This is a genomic window from Desulfovibrio diazotrophicus (assembly GCF_902498985.2).
Classification (GTDB): Bacteria; Desulfobacterota; Desulfovibrionia; order Desulfovibrionales; family Desulfovibrionaceae; genus Desulfovibrio; species Desulfovibrio legallii.
The window spans coordinates 2,841,054-2,863,152 of record NZ_OX346397.1 but is presented as its reverse complement, the minus strand read 5'-3'; the positions used below and the strand labels follow the sequence as shown (position 1 = coordinate 2,863,152).

18 protein-coding genes are annotated in these 22,099 nt (G+C 62.3%); 5 read left to right on the top strand and 13 right to left on the bottom strand.

Going from position 1 to position 22,099, the window contains the following annotated elements; genetic code table 11:
- Positions 1 to 116 precede the first annotated feature (116 nt).
- Positions 117 to 1,328: an acetate kinase gene (locus J7I12_RS12360; protein ID WP_118230366.1), complete on the top strand. Its 1,212-nt coding sequence runs from the start codon at positions 117 to 119 to the stop codon at positions 1,326 to 1,328.
- A gap of 389 nt (positions 1,329 to 1,717) precedes the next feature.
- On the opposite strand, the gene J7I12_RS12355 is transcribed toward J7I12_RS12360, so the two are convergent.
- The 8 genes from J7I12_RS12355 to J7I12_RS12320 form a co-directional block, all read right to left on the bottom strand.
- Positions 1,718 to 2,983, bottom strand: coding sequence for an NAD(P)-dependent malic enzyme (locus J7I12_RS12355; protein ID WP_118230367.1), 1,266 nt, complete (start codon positions 2,981 to 2,983; stop codon positions 1,718 to 1,720).
- 225 nt (positions 2,984 to 3,208) lie between these two features.
- Positions 3,209 to 3,898 (bottom strand): CBS and ACT domain-containing protein, encoded by a 690-nt coding sequence (locus J7I12_RS12350; RefSeq protein WP_118230368.1) that lies wholly within the window; start codon positions 3,896 to 3,898, stop codon positions 3,209 to 3,211.
- A 197-nt stretch (positions 3,899 to 4,095) separates the two neighbouring features.
- On the bottom strand, positions 4,096 to 4,884 hold the full coding sequence (locus tag J7I12_RS12345; protein WP_118230369.1) for a fumarate reductase iron-sulfur subunit: 789 nt from the start codon (positions 4,882 to 4,884) through the stop codon (positions 4,096 to 4,098).
- A 14-nt stretch (positions 4,885 to 4,898) separates the two neighbouring features.
- Positions 4,899 to 6,755, bottom strand: a complete 1,857-nt coding sequence (locus J7I12_RS12340) for a fumarate reductase flavoprotein subunit (RefSeq protein ID WP_130958147.1) — start codon at positions 6,753 to 6,755, stop codon at positions 4,899 to 4,901.
- An 11-nt stretch (positions 6,756 to 6,766) separates the two neighbouring features.
- A complete protein-coding gene (locus J7I12_RS12335; protein WP_118230371.1) occupies positions 6,767 to 7,396 on the bottom strand; it encodes a succinate dehydrogenase/fumarate reductase transmembrane subunit in 630 nt (209 codons plus the stop codon).
- A 58-nt stretch (positions 7,397 to 7,454) separates the two neighbouring features.
- Positions 7,455 to 8,015, bottom strand: a complete 561-nt coding sequence (locus tag J7I12_RS12330; RefSeq protein WP_118230372.1) for a Fe-S-containing hydro-lyase — start codon at positions 8,013 to 8,015, stop codon at positions 7,455 to 7,457.
- 9 nt (positions 8,016 to 8,024) lie between these two features.
- Positions 8,025 to 8,870, bottom strand: a complete 846-nt coding sequence (locus tag J7I12_RS12325) for a fumarate hydratase (protein WP_118230373.1) — start codon at positions 8,868 to 8,870, stop codon at positions 8,025 to 8,027.
- 75 nt (positions 8,871 to 8,945) lie between these two features.
- The gene (locus tag J7I12_RS12320; protein WP_118230374.1) at positions 8,946 to 10,295 is read right to left on the bottom strand and encodes an SLC13 family permease; all 1,350 of its coding nucleotides are present in this window, start codon (positions 10,293 to 10,295) and stop codon (positions 8,946 to 8,948) included.
- 555 nt (positions 10,296 to 10,850) lie between these two features.
- Between J7I12_RS12320 and J7I12_RS12315 the strand changes: the two genes are divergently transcribed.
- The 4 genes from J7I12_RS12315 to J7I12_RS12300 all read left to right on the top strand — a co-directional run bounded on the left by J7I12_RS12315 (position 10,851) and on the right by J7I12_RS12300 (position 14,100).
- Positions 10,851 to 11,303 (top strand): universal stress protein, encoded by a 453-nt coding sequence (locus tag J7I12_RS12315; protein ID WP_118230375.1) that lies wholly within the window; start codon positions 10,851 to 10,853, stop codon positions 11,301 to 11,303.
- 154 nt (positions 11,304 to 11,457) lie between these two features.
- Positions 11,458 to 12,885 (top strand): sodium:proton antiporter, encoded by a 1,428-nt coding sequence (locus J7I12_RS12310; RefSeq protein ID WP_302548479.1) that lies wholly within the window; start codon positions 11,458 to 11,460, stop codon positions 12,883 to 12,885.
- 433 nt (positions 12,886 to 13,318) lie between these two features.
- Complete coding sequence (locus tag J7I12_RS12305) at positions 13,319 to 13,777, top strand: MOSC domain-containing protein (RefSeq protein ID WP_118230377.1); 459 nt, start codon at positions 13,319 to 13,321, stop codon at positions 13,775 to 13,777.
- On the top strand, positions 13,774 to 14,100 hold the full coding sequence (locus J7I12_RS12300) for a hypothetical protein (protein WP_302548478.1): 327 nt from the start codon (positions 13,774 to 13,776) through the stop codon (positions 14,098 to 14,100). Before J7I12_RS12305 ends, J7I12_RS12300 begins: the two co-directional genes overlap by 4 nt.
- 404 nt (positions 14,101 to 14,504) lie before the next feature.
- On the opposite strand, the gene J7I12_RS12295 is transcribed toward J7I12_RS12300, so the two are convergent.
- The 5 genes from J7I12_RS12295 to J7I12_RS12275 all read right to left on the bottom strand — a co-directional run bounded on the left by J7I12_RS12295 (position 14,505) and on the right by J7I12_RS12275 (position 21,944).
- Positions 14,505 to 15,905: an oligosaccharide flippase family protein gene (locus tag J7I12_RS12295; protein WP_118230379.1), complete on the bottom strand. Its 1,401-nt coding sequence runs from the start codon at positions 15,903 to 15,905 to the stop codon at positions 14,505 to 14,507.
- 9 nt (positions 15,906 to 15,914) lie between these two features.
- Positions 15,915 to 16,913: an HlyD family secretion protein gene (locus J7I12_RS12290; protein WP_118230380.1), complete on the bottom strand. Its 999-nt coding sequence runs from the start codon at positions 16,911 to 16,913 to the stop codon at positions 15,915 to 15,917.
- Positions 16,913 to 18,379: a TolC family protein gene (locus tag J7I12_RS12285; RefSeq protein WP_118230381.1), complete on the bottom strand. Its 1,467-nt coding sequence runs from the start codon at positions 18,377 to 18,379 to the stop codon at positions 16,913 to 16,915. Before J7I12_RS12285 ends, J7I12_RS12290 begins: the two co-directional genes overlap by 1 nt.
- A gap of 128 nt (positions 18,380 to 18,507) precedes the next feature.
- Positions 18,508 to 19,986: a hypothetical protein gene (locus J7I12_RS12280; RefSeq protein WP_498793773.1), complete on the bottom strand. Its 1,479-nt coding sequence runs from the start codon at positions 19,984 to 19,986 to the stop codon at positions 18,508 to 18,510.
- The gene (locus tag J7I12_RS12275) at positions 19,983 to 21,944 is read right to left on the bottom strand and encodes an acyltransferase domain-containing protein (protein WP_498793771.1); all 1,962 of its coding nucleotides are present in this window, start codon (positions 21,942 to 21,944) and stop codon (positions 19,983 to 19,985) included. Before J7I12_RS12275 ends, J7I12_RS12280 begins: the two co-directional genes overlap by 4 nt.
- Positions 21,945 to 22,099 lie beyond the last annotated feature (155 nt).

Sequence of the window (22,099 nt, the reverse complement as noted above, 5' to 3'; positions counted from 1 at the left end):
CGGCAAAGGGGGCGCAGCCCTCCTTGCCGCCGATTTCCCTTCTCACGGCCTGGGTGCCGCAACAGGCAAGGATGCACGCTGCCCGGCAGCGCGCTCCAATGCAAAAAGGTACTGCTATGAAAGTTCTGGTCATCAACGCGGGCTCTTCGTCCTGCAAATACCAACTGCTGGAAATGGACGACCGCCGCGTGCTCTGCTCCGGTCTGGCCGAACGCATCGGCCAGGGGGGCGGTCGCCTGACCCACAAAATCGCCCCGGATACGGACAAGGAAGAAAAACTCATCCGCGAGGCGGAGTTCAAGACCCATGTGGACGCCATGAAGCTGGTCATCGCCCTGCTCACCGATGCCCAGAAGGGCGTTATCAAAGACAAGAGCGAAATCTACGCCATCGGGCACCGCGTGCTGCACGGCGGCGAAGCCGTGAGCCAGCCCGTGCGCGTGGACGACCGCATCAAGGGCATTATACGGGAGTGCTTTCCCCTGGGGCCCCTGCACAACCCGGCCAACCTCATGGGCATTGAAGTAGCGGAAGAGCTCTTCCCCGGCGTGCCCAACGTGGCCGTGTTTGACACGGAATTCGGCATGGGCATGCCGCAGGAAGCCTATATGTACGCCCTGCCCTACAAGCTGTATGAAGAGCTGAAAATCCGCCGCTACGGCTTCCACGGCACATCGCACAAGTACATCGCCCACAAGACGGCGGAATACCTGGGCAAGCCGCTGGGCGAGCTGCGCTCCATCACCATGCATCTGGGCAACGGCTCTTCCATGAGCTGCGTCAAAAACGGCAAGTGTTTTGACACCAGCATGGGCCTGACCCCGCTGGAAGGTCTGGTCATGGGCACCCGTTGCGGCAGCATCGACCCGGCCATTGTGCCTTTTGTCATGGAGAAAAAGGGCCTGAGCCCGGCCGAAGCCGACACCCTGATGAACAAAAAATCCGGTCTGCTGGGCCTTTGCGGCTATACGGACATGCGCGACGTGCACGCCCAGGTGGAAAAAGGCGACCAGCGCGCCGCCCTGGCTCTGGCCCTGCTGGTGCGCAGCATCAAAAAGACCCTGGGCGCGTATCTGGTGCTGCTGGAAGGCAAGGCGGACGCTCTGGTCTTTACCGCCGGCATCGGCGAAAACGACGATATCGTGCGCGCCCAAGTCTGCGCAGGGCTGGAAGCCTTTGGCGTTACGCTGGACCAGAAGGAAAACAGCACCCGCAAGCCCGGCGCGCGCACCATTTCCACGCCGGAGAGCCGCATCCCCGTGCTGGTCATCCCCACCAATGAGGAACTGCAGATCGCCCTGGCCACAGTGGAAGTGCTGGGCCACTAGAGCATTTAACACTTGAAATGCTCATTCCGGCGCTAACCGCGCAAATAAAGAGTACTTACAAGGCCGTGAGGGGAAGGGAGCTTTTTTCAAGAGGCTCCCTTCCCCCTTTTGTTCCCCGCGCCGCCCGGCGGCGGAAGCGCCTGTCAGGCAAGGCCCGGTCCAGGCCGCGGGCCTTGCCCTTTGCAGACACACGCAACACGCTGCCGCTGTTTATCCCCCTTTCTCCCCGCAAAAACGCAAGTCTTTCCTCTCCGTCTGTTCTTACTAGAGCATTTAACACTTGAAATGCTCGCTTACGGCAGGCAAAAGCCTGCCTTCTCGCATTTCGTGGCAAGGATTTTCAAGAAAATCCTTGTAGAGCAGTTAGCTCATTTCATTCGCTAACTGCTCTACCCGCGCTGCAGTTGGCGGCCGGCAAGACGCTTACGCAGATTTTCGGCCACCACGGCGGGATCCTGCGGTTTTCTGGCAATACCGCTCTCTATGGCGGCTTTGGCGGTAGCGGCGGCCACTTGCGGAGCCACTTCGGGGTTGAGGGTGGAGGGGACGATGTATTCCGGGCTGAGTTCTTCAGGCTTGACCAAGGCGGCGATGGCCTTGGCGGCGGCGATCTTCATAGCGTCGTTAATATCGGTGGCGCAGACGTCGAGAGCGCCACGGAAAATGCCGGGGAAGGCCAGCACGTTGTTGATCTGGTTGGGGCAGTCGGAGCGGCCGGTGGCCACCACTTTGGCCCCGGCGTCCTTGGCGCGCTGGATAGGCCAGATTTCGGGGATGGGGTTGGCCTGGGCAAAGACGATGGGGTCTTTGGCCATGCTGCGGATCATTTCTTCGGTGAGGGTATTGGGGGCAGAAACGCCGATAAAGACGTCCGCGCCCTTGATGGCGTCGGCCAGGCCGCCCTTGATTCTATTGGGGTTGGTGCGGGCGGCAATGTCTTCCTTATAGGGGTTCATGCCCTCGGCGCGGCCCTGCCAGATAGGCCCGCGCGAATCGCACATAATGACGTTTTTGAGGCCCAGGGCCATGAGCAGCTTGATGATGGCAATGCCGGCTGCGCCCGCGCCGCTGGTGACCACGGTGATATCGTCCAGTTTTTTGCCCACCAGTTTGAGGGCGTTCATGAGGCCGGCCAGAGTGACCACGGCGGTGCCGTGCTGGTCGTCGTGGAAGATGGGGCCCTTGAACACGCCGTTTTTCTTGAGGCTGTCTTCAATAATGAAGCATTCCGGAGCCTTGATGTCCTCAAGGTTCACGCCGCCGAAGGTGGGGGCCAGGAGTTCCACCAGCTCCACGATTTTGGCGGTATCCTTGGTGTCTACGCAGATGGGGAAGGCGTCCACGTCGCCAAAGGTTTTGAAGAGCAAGGATTTGCCCTCCATAACGGGCATGGCGGCGGCGGCGCCGATGGCGCCCAGCCCCAGCACGGCGGTGCCGTTGGAAACCACGCAGACGAAGTTGGCGTGGTTGGTGTAGGTATCAAGGGTATCGGGATTACGGTGGATTTCCATGCAGGGTTCGGCCACGCCCGGCGAATAGGCCAGGGTAAGGTCGTCGTTGTCGCGCACGGGCACTTTGACCCGCACTTCTATCTTGCCCTGATAGTCCTTGTGCATGGCCAGGGCTTCTTCCTTCAGATTCTTGATCCGAGACATGGCTCACTCCTTGAATGGTGATGAATAAGGCGCATGCGCCGCGTATCCGTGTGGTCCAGCGCTGCGGCGGTTCCACTTACGCGTCTTGACCAAAAGCCGCACGCTGAGACTCCGGGGCGGCACGCCACATTCCGGCTACGGTTTTTCCGCCGGACAGTCCGAAAGGACGCCAGTCCCCCGGAATTTTCCCCTGGGGCGACATCGCGGCGGGCTGCCCGCGCGGGGCTACGCCTTGGGGCGTTCCTCGTCTTTCATATACAATTTGCCGTCGCGCAGCCAGTAGCGCAGACCGTCCAGCTTTTTGAAGCTCTCTATGGCGGCGTCCAGAGCTGCGGAATCGGGGGACCGGAAACGGATTTTGACCTGCCGCATGCCGTTCTCTATCGTGGCGGAAAGCACGGAAATGACGCTCATGCCGTTGGCTTTGAGCACTTCCAGCAGGGCGCGGATGGTGCCGGGCTGATTGGGCACCACAAAACCGGCTTCTTCTCCGGGCTGTTCCGCGCCGCTGATGGTGAGCAAGGCGTGGAAGACGTCCCAGCCGGTGAGGATGCCCACCAGCTTGTCCTCTTCATTGACGACAGGCAGGCAGGCCACATGTTTGTCGAACATGAGTTTGGCTGCCTGCTCCACGGTATTGCCGTAATAGATGGTGGTGGGGGCCACCACCATAACGTCTTTAGCCGTAGTTTCTGAGATGATGTCCATGGCCTCCAAAATTTCATAGCCCGTGGTATGCAGGGGCGCATAAGCCTTAAGATCTGAAGAGGAGATCAGGCCCACCACCACATTGTCCTTGTCCACAACGGGAAGACGGTTGATATGGTGGTCTCTGAGAAGTTTTTTGCATTGCAGAAGAGTTGTTTCAGGCGTAATAGTGACAACATTTTGCTTCATCCAGTCGAGTATAAGCATGACATCCCCTCTTATCGATCAGTTAATTTTGAGGATCTGCATTCTCAATATTCCAAGAGGCCAAATCCTGTACTTGCCAGTGCAGGCTGCGCCGACGGCGTTGCATCCGGCCAGCGGCGCAGCCTCAAGGATTGTGCCCAAAGACAAGGCCTGCGGCGGGGAGGGGATCCCCGCCGGAAGGAAAATGCCGTTACGCGTCAAGCGGAACAGCTCCCGGAGCAGCCGCAGCCCTGCATTTTGCGGCGCAGCTTTTCGGGCAGGATGCCCCGCACCGATTCCATAGTGACCATCCGCCGCATGATGCCCAGCTGATCCTGCAGGGGCAACTGCTTGGGGCACACGCTGTCACAGGCCAACAGGCCCATGCAGCCGAACACGCCTTTGTCGTCGCCGATGAGATCGTAGTAGTCCGCCGGGGTGCGGTTGTCGCGAGGGTCAATGTAGAAACGCGCCATGCGGTTGATGGCCGTGGCCCCGATAAAGTCTTCGCGCATGCGGGCCGTGCCGCAGGCCGCCACGCAGCAGCCGCATTCAATGCAGCGGTCCAGCTCAAAGATCTGGGTGGCCAGGTCGTTGCTCATGCGTTCTTCCTGGGCGGCAGGGTCAAAGCCCTTATTGGTATGGATCCAGGATTCGATCTTTTGGCCCACATTGCGGAACCAGGTGCCCGTATCCACAGAAAGGTCGCCCAGCAGCTTGAACACCGGCAGAGGGTGCAGGCTGATGTGGTCCGGCAGGTCGCAGGTCTGGGTGTGGCAGGCCAGGCCGGGACGACCGTTGATGACCATGCCGCAGGAGCCGCAGATGCCGGCGCGGCAACAGAAGTCAAACTGCAGGGTGGCGTCCTGCTTTTCGCGGATCATATTCAGGGCGATGAAGAGCGTCATGCTGGGGTGCTCTTCAAGCTGGAATGTCTGCATATGTGGCGTGGAATGCGGATCCAGCGGATTGAAGCGGAAGATCTCGAAGGTAAGATTACGTCCCATTATGCTCTCCTCCCTTAGCCTTTCTGGTCGTAGGAAACGACCTGGTCTTCCCTGATGTCGCCGGATATGATCTTGCCGCCGCCGTAGCCGCGGTCGCCCGGAGGCATGATGAAGAACGGCGTGGCGGGTTCATACTTGAGCGTGGGCAGACTGTCGCCCTCATTCCAATAGGCCAGGGTGCGCACCAACCAGTCCTTGTCGTTGCGTTCGGGGTAGTCCTCCCGGGCGTGCGCGCCGCGGCTTTCGGTACGCATCAGCGCGCCGTAGGCCGTGCACAGGGCCAGCTTGAGCATGCCCGGCACGCGCAGGGCCATGGAAAGCTCGGCATTGGGCCCGGGGACATTGCCGCCGGCAAGCCGCATGTTTTTGCAGCGCTCCAGCAGAGCCTGGAGCTTGTCCACGCCTTCCTGCAGGTCTTTGCCGTTGCGGAAGATGCCCACGTGCTCCATCATCACGTCCTGCATCTCGTTGCGCAGGGTATAGCAGTCGTCGCCTGTGCCGCGCAAAAGTGCCGTGATGCGGTCCTGCACTCGCGTCATGCCTTCCTTCATGGAGGCGGTAGCAAACACCGTTTCGTAGCCCTCCAGAAATTCCACCAGCTTCTTGCCCACAATGCGGCCGGAAACCACGGTCTCCGCCAGGGAGTTGCCGCCCAGGCGGTTAAAGCCGTGCATATCCCAGCAGGCGGCCTCGCCGGCGGCAAAAAGGCCTTTGAGCCCGTAGGCGTGACCATCTTTATTGATGCGCACGCCGCCCATACTGTAGTGGTGGGTGGGCCGCACGGGGATGAGCTGGTGTATGGGGTTCACGCCCAGGAAGTGGGTGGAAATGTCGTACACTTCGCGCAGGTTGGTGGTGATGTGCTTTTCGCCCAGGTGACGGATGTCCAGCCAGAGGTGCTCGCCATAGGGGCTTTTGACGCCGTAGCCCTTGCGCATGTGTTCGGTCATGCGGCGGGAAACCACGTCGCGCGAGGCCAGCTCGGCCTTTTCCGGCTCATAGTCGGGCATGAAGCGGTATTCGTTCACGTCCAGCAGGGTGCCGCCGTCGCCGCGGCAGCCTTCGGTGACCAGAATATCCGTGGGCACCGTGCCCGTGGGGTGAAACTGCACGGCCTCCATGTTGCCCAAGGGCACCAGGCCGGTTTCCAGGGCTGTGATCTGACCGCCACCGTCGCAGATGACCGCGTTGGTGGTGGCCCGGTAGATGCGGCCGTAGCCGCCCGTGGCGATGAGCGTGGCCTTGGCGAAGTAGCCCGTAAGCTCGCCGGTGCGCAGGTCGCGGGCCACGCAGCCCATGCAGTGTTCGCCGTTGTGGACCAGCACTTCGGCCTGCATGCGGTCGTGCACCTCCACGCCCAGCTGCAGCAAGCGGTTGTCCAGGGTGAAGAGCACGGCGTGGCCCGTGCCGTCCGAAGTGTAGCAGGTACGCCACTTGGCCGTGCCGCCAAAGGCGCGGGAGTGGATCAGGCCCTCGTTTTCCTTCTTTTCTGTGGCCTGAAACGGCTTGCCGCCTTTAAAGTAGGTGTGCTCGCCCGGCACCACGCGGCTCCAGGGCACGCCCATCCAGGCCATTTCACGCATGGCGATGGGGGCAGTTTCGGCAAAAAGGCGGGCCACTTCCTGGTCGCAGCCCCAGTCCGACCCCTTAACGGTGTCGGCAAAATGGATTTTGGGGCAGTCGCCATCGCCCATGATGGAATTGCCCAGGGCCGCCTGCATGCCGCCCATAGCCGCCGATGAGTGCGAACGCTTGGGCGGCACCACAGAAAGACAAATAACCCGGAACCCGGCCTGGGCGGCCTCCACGGCCACACGCTCTCCGGCAAGGCCGGCCCCGATGCACAGAACGTCAGATTCAAAAATACGCATGCGGCACCCCCTTATCCCTGGAACCAGGCGCGGGTCAGGGCCAGCGCGCCGAGCAACAGATAACAAGCCATGACAATCCAGGTCCATTTGCGCCACTGCGGCTTTGAGCTCTTGGTGCAGATGCCGAATTTCACGGCGATACGGTAGATGCCGATGCCCGTATGCAGGATGACACAGGGCAGAAAGACCACATAGAAGGCCAGCCAACCGCTGTGCAGCCGCTTGGCGCTGCCCGCCACGTTAATGGGCAGGTCGGTCATGACGGTGTACACATGGTAGAATGCGCCCAGCAAAATGACGATGGCCGTGAAGACCTGCACCAGCCACAGCCAGGTGTCAAAATCCTTCAGGCTTTTGCTGTGCTGTACAAAAATGCCCAGCTCATGCGCGCGGAAGGGCATTTTGCGGGCCGCAATGTAAAAATGAAAGACAATGAGCAAGAGGATGACGGGGGCGGCGATCTGCGCGAGCCAGGTGACCTCCAGAAGCCAGGCTATGCCGTTGGTCAGAGCCGGGCTGATGACCACGGTGCCCTCCAGCACCAGGTGCACGCACACAAACAGGGCCAGAAGCGCGCCCGAGGCCGCCTGCCAGAAATCCAGGCGCGTCTTGCCCTCGAGAGGGACTCTGTTTGAAGTCATGGCAACTCCTTCTGCAAATGATGGGTTGGAAGCAGTCATGATGTGATAACCGCCTTGGTTACAGATGTCGGTAAGGGGCCTGACCTGTTTCGTAATAATTGTCGCCCGTGCTGTCGATAACCACAATGGCCGGGAAGTCTTCCACCTCCATGGCGGCCACGGCTTCGGGGCCGAGGTCGGGATAGGCCAGCACGGTATATTTTTTGACGGCGCGCGCGATAAGCGCGCCCGCCCCGCCCACGGCCGCCAGATAGGGCACGCCGTGCTTTTTCATGGCTTCCACCACTTTTGCGCTGCGGTAGCCCTTGCCAATCATGCCTTTGAGGCCCTGGTCCAGCAGACGGGGCGTATAGGCGTCCATGCGCCCCGAAGTGGTGGGCCCGGCAGCGCCGATGGCGTGCCCTGGCCGGGCAGGGCTGGGCCCCACATAGTAGACCACCGCGCCCTCCAGGCTGACGGGCAGGGCTTCGCCCCTATCCAGAGTTTCCACCAGGCGTTTGTGGGCCGCGTCGCGCGCGGCCAGAATGGTGCCGGAAATGAGCACCCTGTCGCCGGCGCGCAGGGAGCGGGCCGTGGCCTCGTCAAAAGGCGCGCGTATTTTTTTCACTGCGTCAGACATGGCGCCCTCCTAAAGCACGACTTCGGCGTGACGCGCCGCGTGGCAGTTGATGTTGACGGCCACAGGCAGCGAAGCAATGTGGGTGGGAGCCCACTCCACATGCACCTTGAGGGCCGTGGTCGCCCCGCCCAGGCCCTGCGGGCCCACGCCGGTTTTGTTGATCAACTCCAGCAGTTCGTCCTCAAAGGCCGCGTAGCGGGGGTCGGGGTTGCGGCTTTCCAGGTCGCGCGCGGCGGCGCGCTTGGCGCAAATGGCGGCCATCTCCATAGTGCCGCCCAGGCCCACGCCCACCACCAGGGGCGGACAGGAATTGGGGCCCGCCGTCAAAACAGCGTCCAGCACCACCTTGCGCACGCCTGCAATGCCGTCCGCAGGCACCAGCATTTTGAGCACGCTCTTGTTTTCGGATCCGGCCCCCTTGGGGGCCAGACGCAGACGCAGATGGTCGCCGGGCACCAGCCGGGTGTGGAGCACCGCCGGGGTATTGTCCCCGGTGTTCTTGCGCTCAAAAAGCGGTTCGGCCACACAGGATTTGCGCAAATAGCCATCCACATAACCCCGACGCACGCCCTCGTTGACGGCATCCTCAAAGGCCCCGCCCACAATGTGCGCGTCCTGCCCCACCTCGGCAAAGACCACGGCCAGGCCCGTATCCTGGCAAAGAGGCACTTCGCCCTTGGCGGCGATATCCGCATTTTCCAGAAGCTGGTCCAGAATATTGCGGCCCACGGGCGAGGGTTCGTCTTCCCGCGCCTTGCACATGGCCGCCTTCATGTCCGCAGGCAGGCGGTAACAGGCCTCTACGGCCAGATCCGCCACGGCCCGCGCAATGTCCTCATACTGAATTTCCCTCATAACATTGCCTCGTTTTATTGTTTTCCCACGGTCCGGCGTCACAAAGGCGTCGACCGCAACCGTATAACACCCGACCTAATGGAAAGGCCAGATGAGCGGAATGAGCAGCCAGCACATGAGCAGACTGATAACCTGCAGCAGCCAGCCAGCCTTGACGTAGTCCATAAAGGAGTAGCGGCCGGGGCCCAGAACAATGGTATTGGGCGGCGTGGCGATGGGCGTCAGGAAGCAGCAGGAAGCGGACATGGCAATGCCCATGGCTATGGGCAAGGGAGAAATGCCGCTGCCCATGGCGATGGGCAGGGCCAGAGGGGCCATAAGGGCCGCCGTGGCCGTGTTGGACATGAAGTTGGTGATCAGGGCCGTGAGCGCGCAGCAGACCAGCATGAGCATCCAGGGGTCGTGCACCATGCTCACCACGGCGTTGGCCACAATGGCCGCCGCGCCGGACTTGTCCATAGCCGCGGACATGGAAAGCATGCCGGCAAACAAAAAGATGGTGGTCCAGTCCACGCTGCGGAAGGCTTCGCGCATAGTCATGCAGCCGGTGATGATCATCAGGCAGGCGCCCAGCATGGCCGCCGTGGTCAAGGGCATCAATTCGCTGGCCATCATGAAGACCACGAAGGCAAAAATGATCATGGCGTGCCACATTTTATTCTCACGCCGGTGCTGGGCGCCTTCCGTCACCACATCGTCGTCCACCGGCTGGCGGTCGGGCAGGAAACGGTGGCCGATGAGCGCGTAATAGATCAGGCCGGCCGCCAGCAGAGGCACGCCGATAAGGCCGAACTCAAAAAAGCCGAAGGGGGTCTGGCCGGTCTGGGCCAGCATGGAGTTGATGATGCCGTTGGGCGGCGTGCCCACCAGAGAGACCGTACCGCCCAGGGATGCCGCAAAGGCCACGGGCATGAGCACCTTGCCGGGAGCCAGCTTGGCCTTGAGGCACATGCCCATAACCATGGGCACGGCCACTACGGTGGTGCCGGTGTTGGAAAGCACGGTGGAAAGCAGGCCCACGGCGGCCATGGCGTAGACCAGCAATTTAATGGGATTGCCCTTGGAAAGCCTTACCGCCAACGCACCCACCTTGTCGGCAAAGCCGGTAATGAACGTGGCTTCGCCCACAATGAACATGGCCATGAACAGCACTACGGTAGGATTGCCGAAATAGCTGAAAGCCACTTTGGAGGTGATCACATGGGTGAGAGAAAGGGCGATGGGCACCAGCAGGGCGGTGACGGGCAGCGGGACGACCTCGGTAAAAAACATGATGGCCGCCACAAACAAAATACCTAATGTGATGTATGCCTTTGTGGGGTCTTCCGGCAGCGTGATGCCCAAGGGCTGCGCGGCAACTGCGTCCTGATCGAGCAAACATATTGCCACAACCACAACCACCGCCAGTAAGAACATTCGTTTCATCCGTCAACCTCCAAGTGGGAATAGAGTTTGGTGGGGTCTCTGCAAGGCCCGCAATGGATTCTTGCGGGATGCGAGAGACGAATAAAACTTAATATACTAACCTTACAGGATACATGACACTATCTCTATGTTAATGCAATATATTTATTTTGTTTGTATGAACAGTTTTATATTTTTTTCAAAAATTCCAAACTGAAAGGCAGAAAAATTTTTTTATGGCAAACATGTACAAAAAATCACAACTGTCCTTTTAAAACTTGGCATTTTCCAGCATTTTGGCATACTATAAACTGAGAACAACTTGTGAATTATTTATCACAAGACTGCTGACAGAGTATTCCTTGGCCTCATTTGCTGTGCACCAGCCCCCTGAGGCTGCCGCGTCCGCGCTCTGCGCGCCAAAACAGCTTTGCCTCTGCCAGGGGATCCTGCTATGTAGTGACCTGCATTTGGTTAGCCAGCATCCATGCCAACCAGCACATTTTACAAAAATAATTCGTCGGCATAGTCGGCGGCGGGCCTTGGCCCTGCAACCTCCAACCCAACGGAGCAGAGATGCAATTTTCCAACATCCTTGTACCGGTAGACGGCTCGGACGACGCCCTGTTCGCCTGCCGCGTGGCCGAACAGCTCACCGCCGCCATACCCGGCAAAGAAACCATCACCCTGCTGTACTGCGTGGACCCCATTCCCGCCCTTATCGGCGGCCAACAGCGCGCGGAACTGGAGGCGCAACACAAAGCGGAAAGCGCCAAAATATTTGAAGCCGCCCGCAGCCTGCTGCAGCACAGCGACCTGAACCTCAAAACGGCTTTCCGCTATGGAGCCGCCGGCCAGACCATTGCGGACACGGCCACAGAACTGGGTTGCACCCTGATTATCATGGGCACACGCGGCAGGGGCGAATTGAAAAGCCTGGCCCTCGGCAGCGTGAGTCACGACGTGCTGCACAAGGCCGACGTGCCCGTGCTGCTGGCCAACAAAACGCACCTGCAGACCCGGCGCTGAGCTAAACGCCGCCTTGTAGGACTATGATCTTTGCGAATGGGGCGCCGCAAAGATAAAAGATGCCGCGCCGACGCCGCGCATCGGCCATACGCCTGTGCAGCCGCCCAATCTATTGTAAAATGGCACGGCCTTAAACCCACCTGCTGGAGCAATCATGCCAAAACTTCCTTTTTTTCTGACCTTTTCTGTTACGTTGCTCGCTTTGCCCGCAGCCGCGCTGGCCTCTCAGGGGCACCCCACCGTTCCCGGAGCGGAACTGGCCGTTTACTGGGCCATACCTTTTGCCTGTATGCTGCTTTCCATCGCCCTTATGCCTCTGCTGGCTCCCCACCTCTGGGAACACCACTTCGGCAAGATCTCCCTGTTCTGGGGCCTGGCCTTTCTGATCCCCTGCGCCCTGGTTTACGGCGCCTCCACGGCCCTCTACGAATTTCTGCACATCATTCTTCTGGATTACATCCCCTTTATTATTCTGCTTTTCACCCTCTTTACCGTGGCTGGCGGCGTGCGGCTTAAAGGTTCGCTTACCGGTACGCCACTGGGGAACACGGGCCTTCTGGCCGTGGGCACCGTGCTGGCCAGCTGGATGGGCACCACCGGCGCGGCCATGCTGCTCATCCGCCCCTTGCTCCGGGCCAACGCCCACCGCCGCTACCAGGCCCACAGCGTGGTCTTTTTCATCTTTCTGGTGGCCAACATCGGCGGCTCCCTCACCCCTCTGGGCGACCCGCCGCTTTTTTTGGGCTTTCTTAAGGGCGTCAGCTTCTTCTGGACCACCACCAACCTCTTTCTGAAAACAGCGCTTATTTCACTCATTCTGCTCTGCCTCTACTTCGGGCTGGATGCGGCCCTCTACGCCAAGGAAGGCAAGCCCCAACCCGCGCCCGCAGACCGCGGCAACGGAGAAAAGCTCGGCCTTGACGGCAAAATCAACCTGCTCTTCCTGCTGGGCGTGGTGCTGGTGGTGCTGGCCTCCGGCCTTTGCCCCTTGGGCGAACTGTTTACGGTATACGGTGTGCCCGTAGAAGGCCAAAACCTGCTGCGCGACGTGCTGCTGCTCTGCCTTGCCGGCCTTTCTCTGCGCTTTACCGCCGCAGAATGCCGCAAACGCAACGGCTTTACCTGGGCCCCCATTGAAGAGGTGGCCAAGCTCTTTCTAGGCATCTTCCTCAGCATGATCCCGGCCATCGCCATTTTGCGGGCCGGGACGGACGGCGCTCTGGCCGGGCTTATCCAGCTGGTAACCACTGCAGACGGTCAGCCCAACAACGCCATGTACTTCTGGCTTACGGGCGCGCTCTCCAGCTTTCTGGACAACGCCCCCACCTACCTGGTCTTCTTCAATACCGCCGGCGGCGACCCCGTGCACCTCATGAACGACATCCCCGGCACCCTGGCCGCCATCTCGGCCGGCGCGGTCTTTATGGGGGCCAATACCTACATCGGCAACGCGCCCAACTTCATGGTCCGCTCCATTGCCGAAAACCAGGGCGTGCGCATGCCCAGCTTCTTCGGCTATATGGCCTGGTCCGTGGGCATCCTGATCCCAGCCTTCCTGCTCATTACCTGGCTGTTCTTTTAGAGCATTTAACACTTGAAATGCTCGCTTACTGCAGGCAAAAACCTGCCTTCTCGCATTTCGTGGCAAGGATTTTCAAGAAAATCCTTGCAGAGCAGTTAGCTCATTTCATTCGCTAACTGCTCTAAAACGGGCATCCGTGTGGGGGAAGGGAACGTTTGTGAACGCAACATCCCTTCTCCCCACGCCCGTTCCAGCAAAAACCTTTTCCGACTACTGAACAGTGCAGGGGGCATAGGGGGGAGCGTGCGGCATCCGGTCCTGCCCAAAGGGTAAGGCATGCCGCGCCGTGTGGGGTCAGGCAAGGCGCGCTTTTGGCCCGGTCAGAAGAGGCCGCGGCGACGCTTCTCAAGCCGCCCCACTGGCGCGGCGGCCCGGGCTGTGCTAAGCTATACCCGCTATGGCGGCCTCATCGGCCGAAGAAAGGAGCAAAAATATGGGCAGTATTGTGGCCGTGTGCGTCAGCACAAAAAAAGGCGTGGCCAAAAAACCCGTGGGGCAAGCCGTACTGGCGACGCAACACGGCATTGAAGGCGACGCTCATGCCGGGCCCTGGCACCGTCAGGTGAGTCTGCTTTCCTGGCAGGCCATTACGGCTTTTAAGGCCCGTGGGGCCAAGGTGGCGGACGGCTGTTTTGGCGAAAATCTTATTGTGGACGGCATTGACCTGGCTGCATTGCCCGTGGGCACGCGTCTGGCCGGGCGAGAATTCTTGCTGGAAGTGACGCAAATCGGCAAGGAATGCCACAGCCACTGTCAGATTTTCCACACCATGGGCGAGTGCATTATGCCCACACAGGGCATTTTCACCCGCGTACTGCGCGGCGGCACGGTACGCCCCGGCGACAGCCTGGACATCCTGCCCGCCCAACCTGTTGCGGAGGCGCACTCATGACGGAAAGCACGCGCATGCTGTTGCGGTCTGCGGCCTTTCTGGCTTTGATGGTGGTGATAGGCGTGGCCGGCATGGCCGTGTTTGCCCTGGTGGAACGGGAGCTCCACCCAGCCGTAGCCACAGGGCCGGCCGCTGCGGGCGACAAGGCCGCTGCTGCCCCCGCAAACAACGCCCCCCACGTGCCGCGCGCCTTCGGCAATACCCAACGCGGCCTCATAGAATTTGCCAAAGCTCTACGCCCGCAAAAACCCGCCGAGACCCCTGCAGAAACGGCCCCACCGGCACAAAATGCCCCCATGGCCGCCCGCCCCACGCAGCCCTAGGGCAGATACCTTTGAAAAGTATATATTCTCAAAGGTTACGGCACGTTCGTTCCGAAGCGTTCTCGCGCAAAGACACAGCGCTGCTGTCTTTGTCCGTAACTTCCTTCGGCATAACGGCTGAAGCTACGCTTGCGCCTCCACGGCGGGCGTCCGCTTATGCAACCACTGGGCATTGCATCTCTGAAGAAATATATTTTCAAAATTTCAAGACGCGCATTCCGGCGTTGCACAGCATAAATAAACCGAACGCCGTCCTTGCCCGTATATACCGTCGCAACGGGCTACCCTGCCCGTACGCCTCTTGGCGATCCGCCTGCCTGTGCAACCGCGCCCCCTGGTAGAGTAAAATTGCCTTGGCTACGGGCAGCAGCGCCCAACACCCCTACCCCACACGCATTTCTCCCCTACGCCTTTTCAAAAGGCGGGGGCGGTCGCCAGTACCAGAACAGGGCCAGAAGCGGGACAAGGCCGGCCAACTCGGCCAGCTCACGCGGAACCACGTGGCCGCAGGCCCACCACAGGGCCACGCTGACCAGGGCAGCCCCCAGAAGCAAAGCCCACTGGCCAAGGCGCATGGGGCGGGCGACCCACTGAAAGTAGCCCACGGTGAGCAGAGCCACCCAGACCTTGGTGATGGTGAGGGAGAGCGCCGCGCCCTCCAGCGGCATGCGGGGGATAAGCACAAAGCAGCAGATGAGATTGCAGACCAGGCCGCTGACGTAGAAGGCCAGGAGCAAGCGGTGACGGCGCATGCCGATCATGGCGTAGGCGGCCAGATTGTGAAGAAAAGCCGTGGCCAGACAGGGGGTGAGCAGGCGCTGGGCCGTGACGGCGCTCTGGTAGTTGGGGCCGTAGATGAGGGGCAGGAAGCGGTCGCTTTCCACACAGATGAGAAAAATGACGGGCAGGGCGGCGGCCCAGAGGGTGCGGGCGGTCTGCCCGGCCAGCTGGCTGAAGGCGGCTTTGTCTTCTTCCCAGTAGCGGGCCAGGAGGGGAAAGATGACCTTGCCCAGCAGGGCGCTGGAAACGAGCACGGAGAGACCTTCCACGGTTTCCCAGGCCACGCCGTAGCCGCCCACATCAGCATTGCCGCCGTACTGCTTGAGAAAAATGACGTTGATCTTGTTGTAAAACATGGCGCAGGCGGCCATACAGGTGAAGATAAAGCCGTTTTTCATCTGACGGGCCAGGTGGCGCATGTTCTCCCAGCCCACGCCGGCCAGGGGGTTACGGCGCAAGGCCGTCAGGGCAAATGCGATAAAAAGCAGGGATTCGATAGGCTTATAAAGGGCAATAAGCAGGGGCGGGGCATCAAAAAGTACGCAGCCGATGCCAAAGCCGATGCCCACCAGAGAGGCAGGCACGCGGATGCGCATTTCCACATCCTGGCGGCCGCGCGCCTGGCAAAGGGCGAAGAAGGAATCGCTGACGCCGTCCAGCCCCAGGCCCAGGGCAATGCACATAACCACCAGGCGCAGCTCCGGCGTATAGTGCTGCCAGCCGGTGACCAGCCAGGTGACGCCCAAGGCCGCCAGCAAAACCACGAGCTTGAGCCAGGTAACTTCGCCCAGCAGGGCGCGGGGGTGGCCTTCGCGCCGGGCGAAGGTGGAAAGCAGAAAATCGTTCAGACCCACGTCGGCCACGGTCTTGACCAGATAGCCATAGGTCAGGGCCAGCACTATCTGACCCAGCACGTCCGGGCTGTGCCGGGCCAGAAGGATGGTGAAGCCTGTCCAGGCCAGGTCGCGCGTCCACTGCGCGCCCAGAATATAGCCCAGCCTGCGAGGAATGCTCTTGAGCTTCATGAACCGGGCTTACCTGCTCCCTTTGAACCGCACCACGGCCTTGAAGCCGGGCTTGAGCTCCAGCCCGGGATTGGGCACGGTGAGCTCAACGGTGTAGTAGGAGGGGTTTGCCACGCTCATATCACTGGAAACCCAGGATATTTCGTTCACTTTGCCCAGAAACTTTTTGTTGTTGAGGGAGGGAATTTCCACCTCCACAGCGTCTCCCTCCTTGATGGCGCTGATTTCGGCCTCGTAGACGGGCACCTGGATGAGCACGGGGTCCAGCTGCCCCACGCGGATGGGCGCGCTGCCGGCGGGCAGCAAGGTGCCGGCGTTGAGGGTGGTGTCCAGCGAGAGCACATAGCCCTCAATGGGGGCGGTGAGGGTGAGGGTAGCGGGCAGAATTTCGCCTTCGCGGATGGGTGCGCCAAAATAGCCCCCCAGCTCCTTGAGGCGGGCGGCAAAGTTGCTTTCAGTCTTGCTGATGGTGGTGCGCAGCAGTTCGATGCGTCGTTGCAGGGAGTGAACGTCGTCCTCCAGGCGGCTCAGAGCCTGACGCGACCCCAGGCCGGAGGCCACCAGCTGGCGGGTTTTGTTGCGCTGGGCCGAGGTTTCGGCCAGACGACGCTCCAGATCCAGCGCTTGCCCCTTGAGGTCTTCAGTGCCCGCGCCAGTGGTGACTTCGCGCTGCAGAACACGTTCCGCTTCTTCCTGCAGGTGGTAGCGCAAAAGAGGCGCGCCCTTGTGCACCGCATCGCCGGGCTTGACCAGCACCTGATCCACCACGGCGTTGAAGGGCACAGGCACGGCGCGGGTGACGGTGGTCACCACCTTGCCCGTGAGGATAGTGGCGCCATTGCCGATGGAAGGCTGCGCCTCGGCCGCGCTGACGGACGGTGCAGCCAGGGGCGCTGTCAGCGGCTGTGCAGACAGCAAAGCGGCCAACAAAAACACGGCCGGGACGCGCACAAACGACAAGACGGCGCGGCGCGAGGCCGCACGGCAAAGAGTACGGGCACGCAGCATTACAGTATCTCCTTGGCGGGCAGCCCCAGAAAACGCTCCTGCAGCAGGTTGGCCACATACATCCATTCCAGACGGGCCAGGCGGCATTCCAGATCCGCCTTGATGTAGGCCACACGGGCCTGAACTTCCGCTTCATGCCGCTTGGCCACTTCCGGGAATTGTTCAATGCCTTCGTTAAACGAAATGTGCGCTTCCTTGTACTGCATGGCAGCGGTGTCCAAACGGGTCTTGGCCAGCTTCAGTTCGGTTTCGGCCAGAGACACCCGCTGTTCGGCCTGCAGCCAGTTGTTGGAGTAGTCCGTACGTTTGCGGGCCATCTCGTGGAAGGCCTGGGCTTTCTGCATGCGGGCGGTCTGCACGCCGCGGTAACGACGTCCCCAGTCCACCAGAGGGAAGCTGATGTTGAAATGGAGGAAGGTGTCTTCGCTGCCGCTGGCGGGCTGATACTGCCCGGAAGGGGGATTGTTGTTGAGGGAAAGGCTCATATCGGGCAGATACTGGGCCCAAGCCACCATAATGTTGTAGTCCGCCAGCTTGACCTGGCCGCGCAACAGCAGGTCGTCCTCAGTGGCGGGCCAACGATTGTCCCAGGTGAGTTTGCGGCCGTCAAAGCCCGCCAGGATGCCGTCGGCGCTGTCGGTATCCACATTAAGGCGCTGCTGCGGCTCCACGCCGGCCAGAATCTTAAGCTGGGTACGCTGCATGGTTTCACGCATGCGGGTCTGCTCCAGCATAAGTTCCAGCTCGCGCTGGTGCTGCTGGGCCAGGTTCAGCGAAACGCCCTGGCGGCCTTCCACTGATTCCACCTGCTGCCAGTAGTCCACCAGTTCCTTACCCAGGGGCAGCAGTTCCTGCTGGGCCTTGACAATATTGCTCTGGGCCTGAAGCTGCAGGTAGGCCTGGGCAATCTTGTAGATGGCCTCGCCCACGGCCTTGCGGTGAGTGGCAATGGCCAGGTTGACCATGGCCTTCTGCACCTGATGCTCAAAATAGGTGGCCACCGGATTGGGGAAGGCGGCGTAAAAGCCCACCTGAAATTTCGTCTGGCCGTAGTCGCCGGGCGTGTCCTTGTGGTCCATATTATAACGGGTGAGGTTGTTGGACACGGTAAGGGTCATACGCGGTTCGGGCAGGTACTTCCACACGGCGTTGGTCAGGGCCACGCGCTTAATTTCCAGCTCCACGGCGCTGTTGACCAGCAGGGGGGACTGCTGAATGGTCAGGAATACGCAGTCCTCAAAAGAAAAGACCTTGGAGGGGTCATAAAGATTGGGAACCGCGGCTTCCAGTTTGGCCTTGTTTTCCACGGGCACGCCCGGGGCCTCTTCCAGCCAGTGCCGGGCGGGCAGCTCCGGCGATTTGAGCCCGGCCTTGCTGGAGGCACAGGCGCAGAGTGCAAGGCTCAACGCCATAAGCAGCAGCAACAACGGCAAAGGCCCCGGTATGGTAGTGTGCGCACGTTGCATCTGGTATCCTTTGCAATAACACGCCGGACCTGGGCCGGGCGGATGGAAGGATATGGGCGAAAACGCGGCCGACATTGCCGCGTGCCTGCGCCCCCGCGTGAAGCGTCACGCAGAAACGCGAAATTGTATCAGGCCTCGCGGGCCGAACTCCCGGCCTCTGGCCGCAGACGGTCGAACTCAAGATGGTGCAGGGTCAGAAAGACCTGCCCTTCCGCGTCCCGCGCCTGGGCGTCAAAACGCAGCAGATTGGCGTCCGCCCAAGAACGCCGCAGCATGAGCCGCCAGGGCCCGACGGCCCCTGCCCCCCGCCAGCGGATAAAACCCGCCGCCGCCAGCCGCCAGCCGCGCAGCCCGGCGGTGGGGTCCACAACAGCGCCGGGCGCGCCGGCATCATGGGCAATGGCCAGCCAGGCGGCCTGCACCAGCCCCTCCACCACATGCAGAGCGTCAGTATAGCCGCAATCGTCGTGAGGAGCAATGGAGGTCGAACCCGCCGGCTGCAGGCCTGCGGCAAAACAATGGTCGTCCAGGGGCAGAAAATCTGTAAGTAACCGCCAGTCCGTCCCCAAGCCTGCGGCGTCGTAAAAAGCCGCGGGCGCTGCGCCCGTTCCCTGAGCCTCGGCGCGCGGCCAGAGCGGCGGCACGGAACCCGCCGCCGCCGCCAGCAGGGCATGGCCTTCGGCCGCCGGGACGTACTGGTCCGTATGACGTCCGTTGGACGTCAGGCCCCGCGTCAGCAGTTGCCCCCGGCACAGGCGGGTCATGACCGCATCCTGTCCCAGCCAGGGTTCAGCCTCCACCAGCACCCGACATTCACGGGTAATGCCCGGCGGCAACAGGGGCGAATCGTGAAAACGCAGGTCTGAAAAACCGCAGACCGTCAGCCAGGGCAGCAGCTGGCGCGCGCCTTCCAGCAAGGCTTCCAAAGCGCGGCTTACAGGCAGCCACGGCAGGTCCGGCAGACCGGCGGCCCTGGCCTGGCCGCAACCCCCGTGTCGGGACAGGGAGGGATCAGCGTAGCGCGAAAAATGGCAGGCCCCCTGAAACAGGGTGGCCGTGGCCCGATAGGCCGGGTGCGGATCGGGAAAGACCAGCGGAAAGGCCCGGGGCCGCTCCAGCAGTGGACTGGGGGCCCCTGTGTCCGGCAGGTCGGGCAACGTGCCCGGCCGCGCCCAGAGCACCCGCGCGGCCGTACCGCGCAAAAGCTCCCTGGCCAGCAGATCGCCCCATTCGTCCAACCCCGCCCGGCCCGTGTCCAGCAGGCGTATGGCCCGCACCGGCACAGAATCCCGCGCGCCCAGGGCCAGAAGGCGATCCTCCAGGGGCAGCAGCCCGCCGGCGTGTTCCGGCGTGGGCGCAAGGGCGGCGCAGCAGCAGGCCCAACGCAGGCCGTGGGGCCGGGCCGCCGTCCACAGAGCCGTAAGCAGGTCGACCTGTGCGGCCCCTTGCTCGGCGAGGGCCGCCGTGTCCGGGGGGGGCGTCAGCAACAGGCCGTCCACCGTGCCGGCGACGGAGGCCAGGGCCTTCAGAGAGGCCGCCGCGACGGCGGGATCCGTCGCAACGCCGAGGGGGACGTCCCAGGGCAGCAGGCGCGCGCCCGCGGTCAAGGGGCGCAGGCCGCCAGCAGGCGCGCAGGTACGGCCAGGGTCAGCCCCAGCGGGGCCAGGCCGCGCAGAAGGCGCGGCAACAGGCGGTCGTCCTCCAGCCACACGGCCAAGGTCTGCCCGCTTGCCAGCGGCAGGCCCGCGCCGCAGGGGTCCAGGGGCAAGGGGCGGAGCGGGGCGTCGCCTTCCGCCGGGGCCAGCCGCTGCAAAGGCGCGGGGCAGATTCGGACCGGACGGCGGACGGTTGCCGTGGGGTCGGGAGCCTGCCCCGCACCCAGCAGCCGGGCCAGGTCGCCCACCGTGACAGCGCGCAGCAGATCTTCAAAATTGACGCTGCGGCCCAAGACCTTTTCCAGCTCTTCCACAATGAGCGGGAAGCGACTGGAGCGCAGGGCCAGGTCATAGCGCAGGTCCATGTCCGGCCGCAGTTCCGCCACGGGGCGACCGCTGGCCCTGGACAAAACTTCCAGCAACGCGGGGGGGCAGTGCACGGCGGGGACGGGCTGGGCAGGGGGCGTGGCCGGGGCATTCGACCCCTCGGCCTCGTCGGGCCGGCAGACGCAGCAGGCGGCCTCCCGCGTGGCGCTCAGCGGGATAAGCCCGCAGTGGGGCAAAGGCCGCAAGGCGGCGGACCGGGGGCCGGCAGGGGCGGCGGCCATGCGGGCCGCAATGGCGTCGCGCCGCAAATGCCCCAGAGCATAAAGACGGGCGCAGACGCGCCGCAGGGCTTCCAGTTCGTGCCCCTTGCGGGAGACGGCCAAGCAGAGGGCGCGGGGCTCGTTATCGGCGACAAGGCCGCAGAGCGTGTCCTGCGGACCCAGTTCCAGAAAATGGCGGATGCCGTCGCGTTGCCAGATGGCCTGCACGGCTTCGCTCCAGCGCACGGCGTGTTCGTCCAGATCCGCAATATGGCGGCAGATGCCGGGTTGGTCCGGGGGGTAGAACTGTGTGGTCACGCAGCTCAGTGCGGGGCGACGGGGCGGGGCCATGTCCAGCGCGCCCAGACGGCGCAGGGAAAGGTCGCGCAGCACGCGCATGCCGGGATGGTGGAAGGCCAGACTCACGTTGAGCATCATGGCCGGGATGCGCCGTTTGCGCAGACTTTTGCGGGCTTCCAGCAAAACAGGGCGCGGGCCGCTCAGAATATACTGGCGCGGCGTATTGTAGTTGGAAATATAAAGATCGGGCCAGGCAGTATGGGCCTCGTCAATGACCGACCGCTCCGCGTGTACGGCCATCATGCCCGTGTCCGCGCCGGGGCGGGCCTCCAGTTCGGCCATGTGAGCGGCGCGGGTATCCAGTATGTACCAGCCCACTTCCGGCGTGTAGATGCCCGCCAGACAAAGGGCGATAAGCTCCCCCAGGCTGTGCCCGCAAAACAGGGCGGGGTTGAGCCCCAGGCTTTCCAAGACGCTCCACTGGGCCAGCTCTACCATAAAGAGGTAGGGCGACTGCCAGCGGGTGCGGCTGATTTTTTCCACATCCGTTTCGTCCATGAGGCCCAGCACGTCCCAGCCCGCCACGGCGGCGATGCGGTCCATCATAGCCCGGGCCGCAGGCACATGGTCGTAGAGCTCCCGGCCCATGCCCGGCCACACGGAGCCAAGCCCGCAGCACATGAGGGCCAGAGGCGGCGGCGCGTCCGCCGGGGCAAGCCAGACGTCTTTTTCCGCCAAGGCCGCCAGCGTCGCGGGGTCGGGTTCGCCTCCCGCGAGGGGCAGATCCTGCCGCCAGAGGGGTGTGCAGCTGCCGAGCCGCCAGGTGCGCCCAGCCTCGCACAGATCCACATAGCGCACGCCGTCCAGCGCCAGTTCTGCGGCAGGGTCCGGGGCGGCGGGGGCCTGAACGGGACAATCCGGAGCGGCGTCCAGCCCGGAGGCTGCGTCCCCCGTGAGCGGCGATTGGGGTTTCTCGCCCCGTACGGCGGCGAGATTGGCGGTGGATTCTGGCGGATGCTGCATGCTGAACCCGGAGCCTGCGCGCCGGCAAAGCGCCCCTTGCGCAGGATGGTGGAAAGAAATTTATATAAGGGTGACCAACAGGGCATGCTAGACTATCCAAACCCTCTTGTCCAGGCCTTTCCCCTTTGTCGGCCTGATTGCGGGCTTGCCGGACG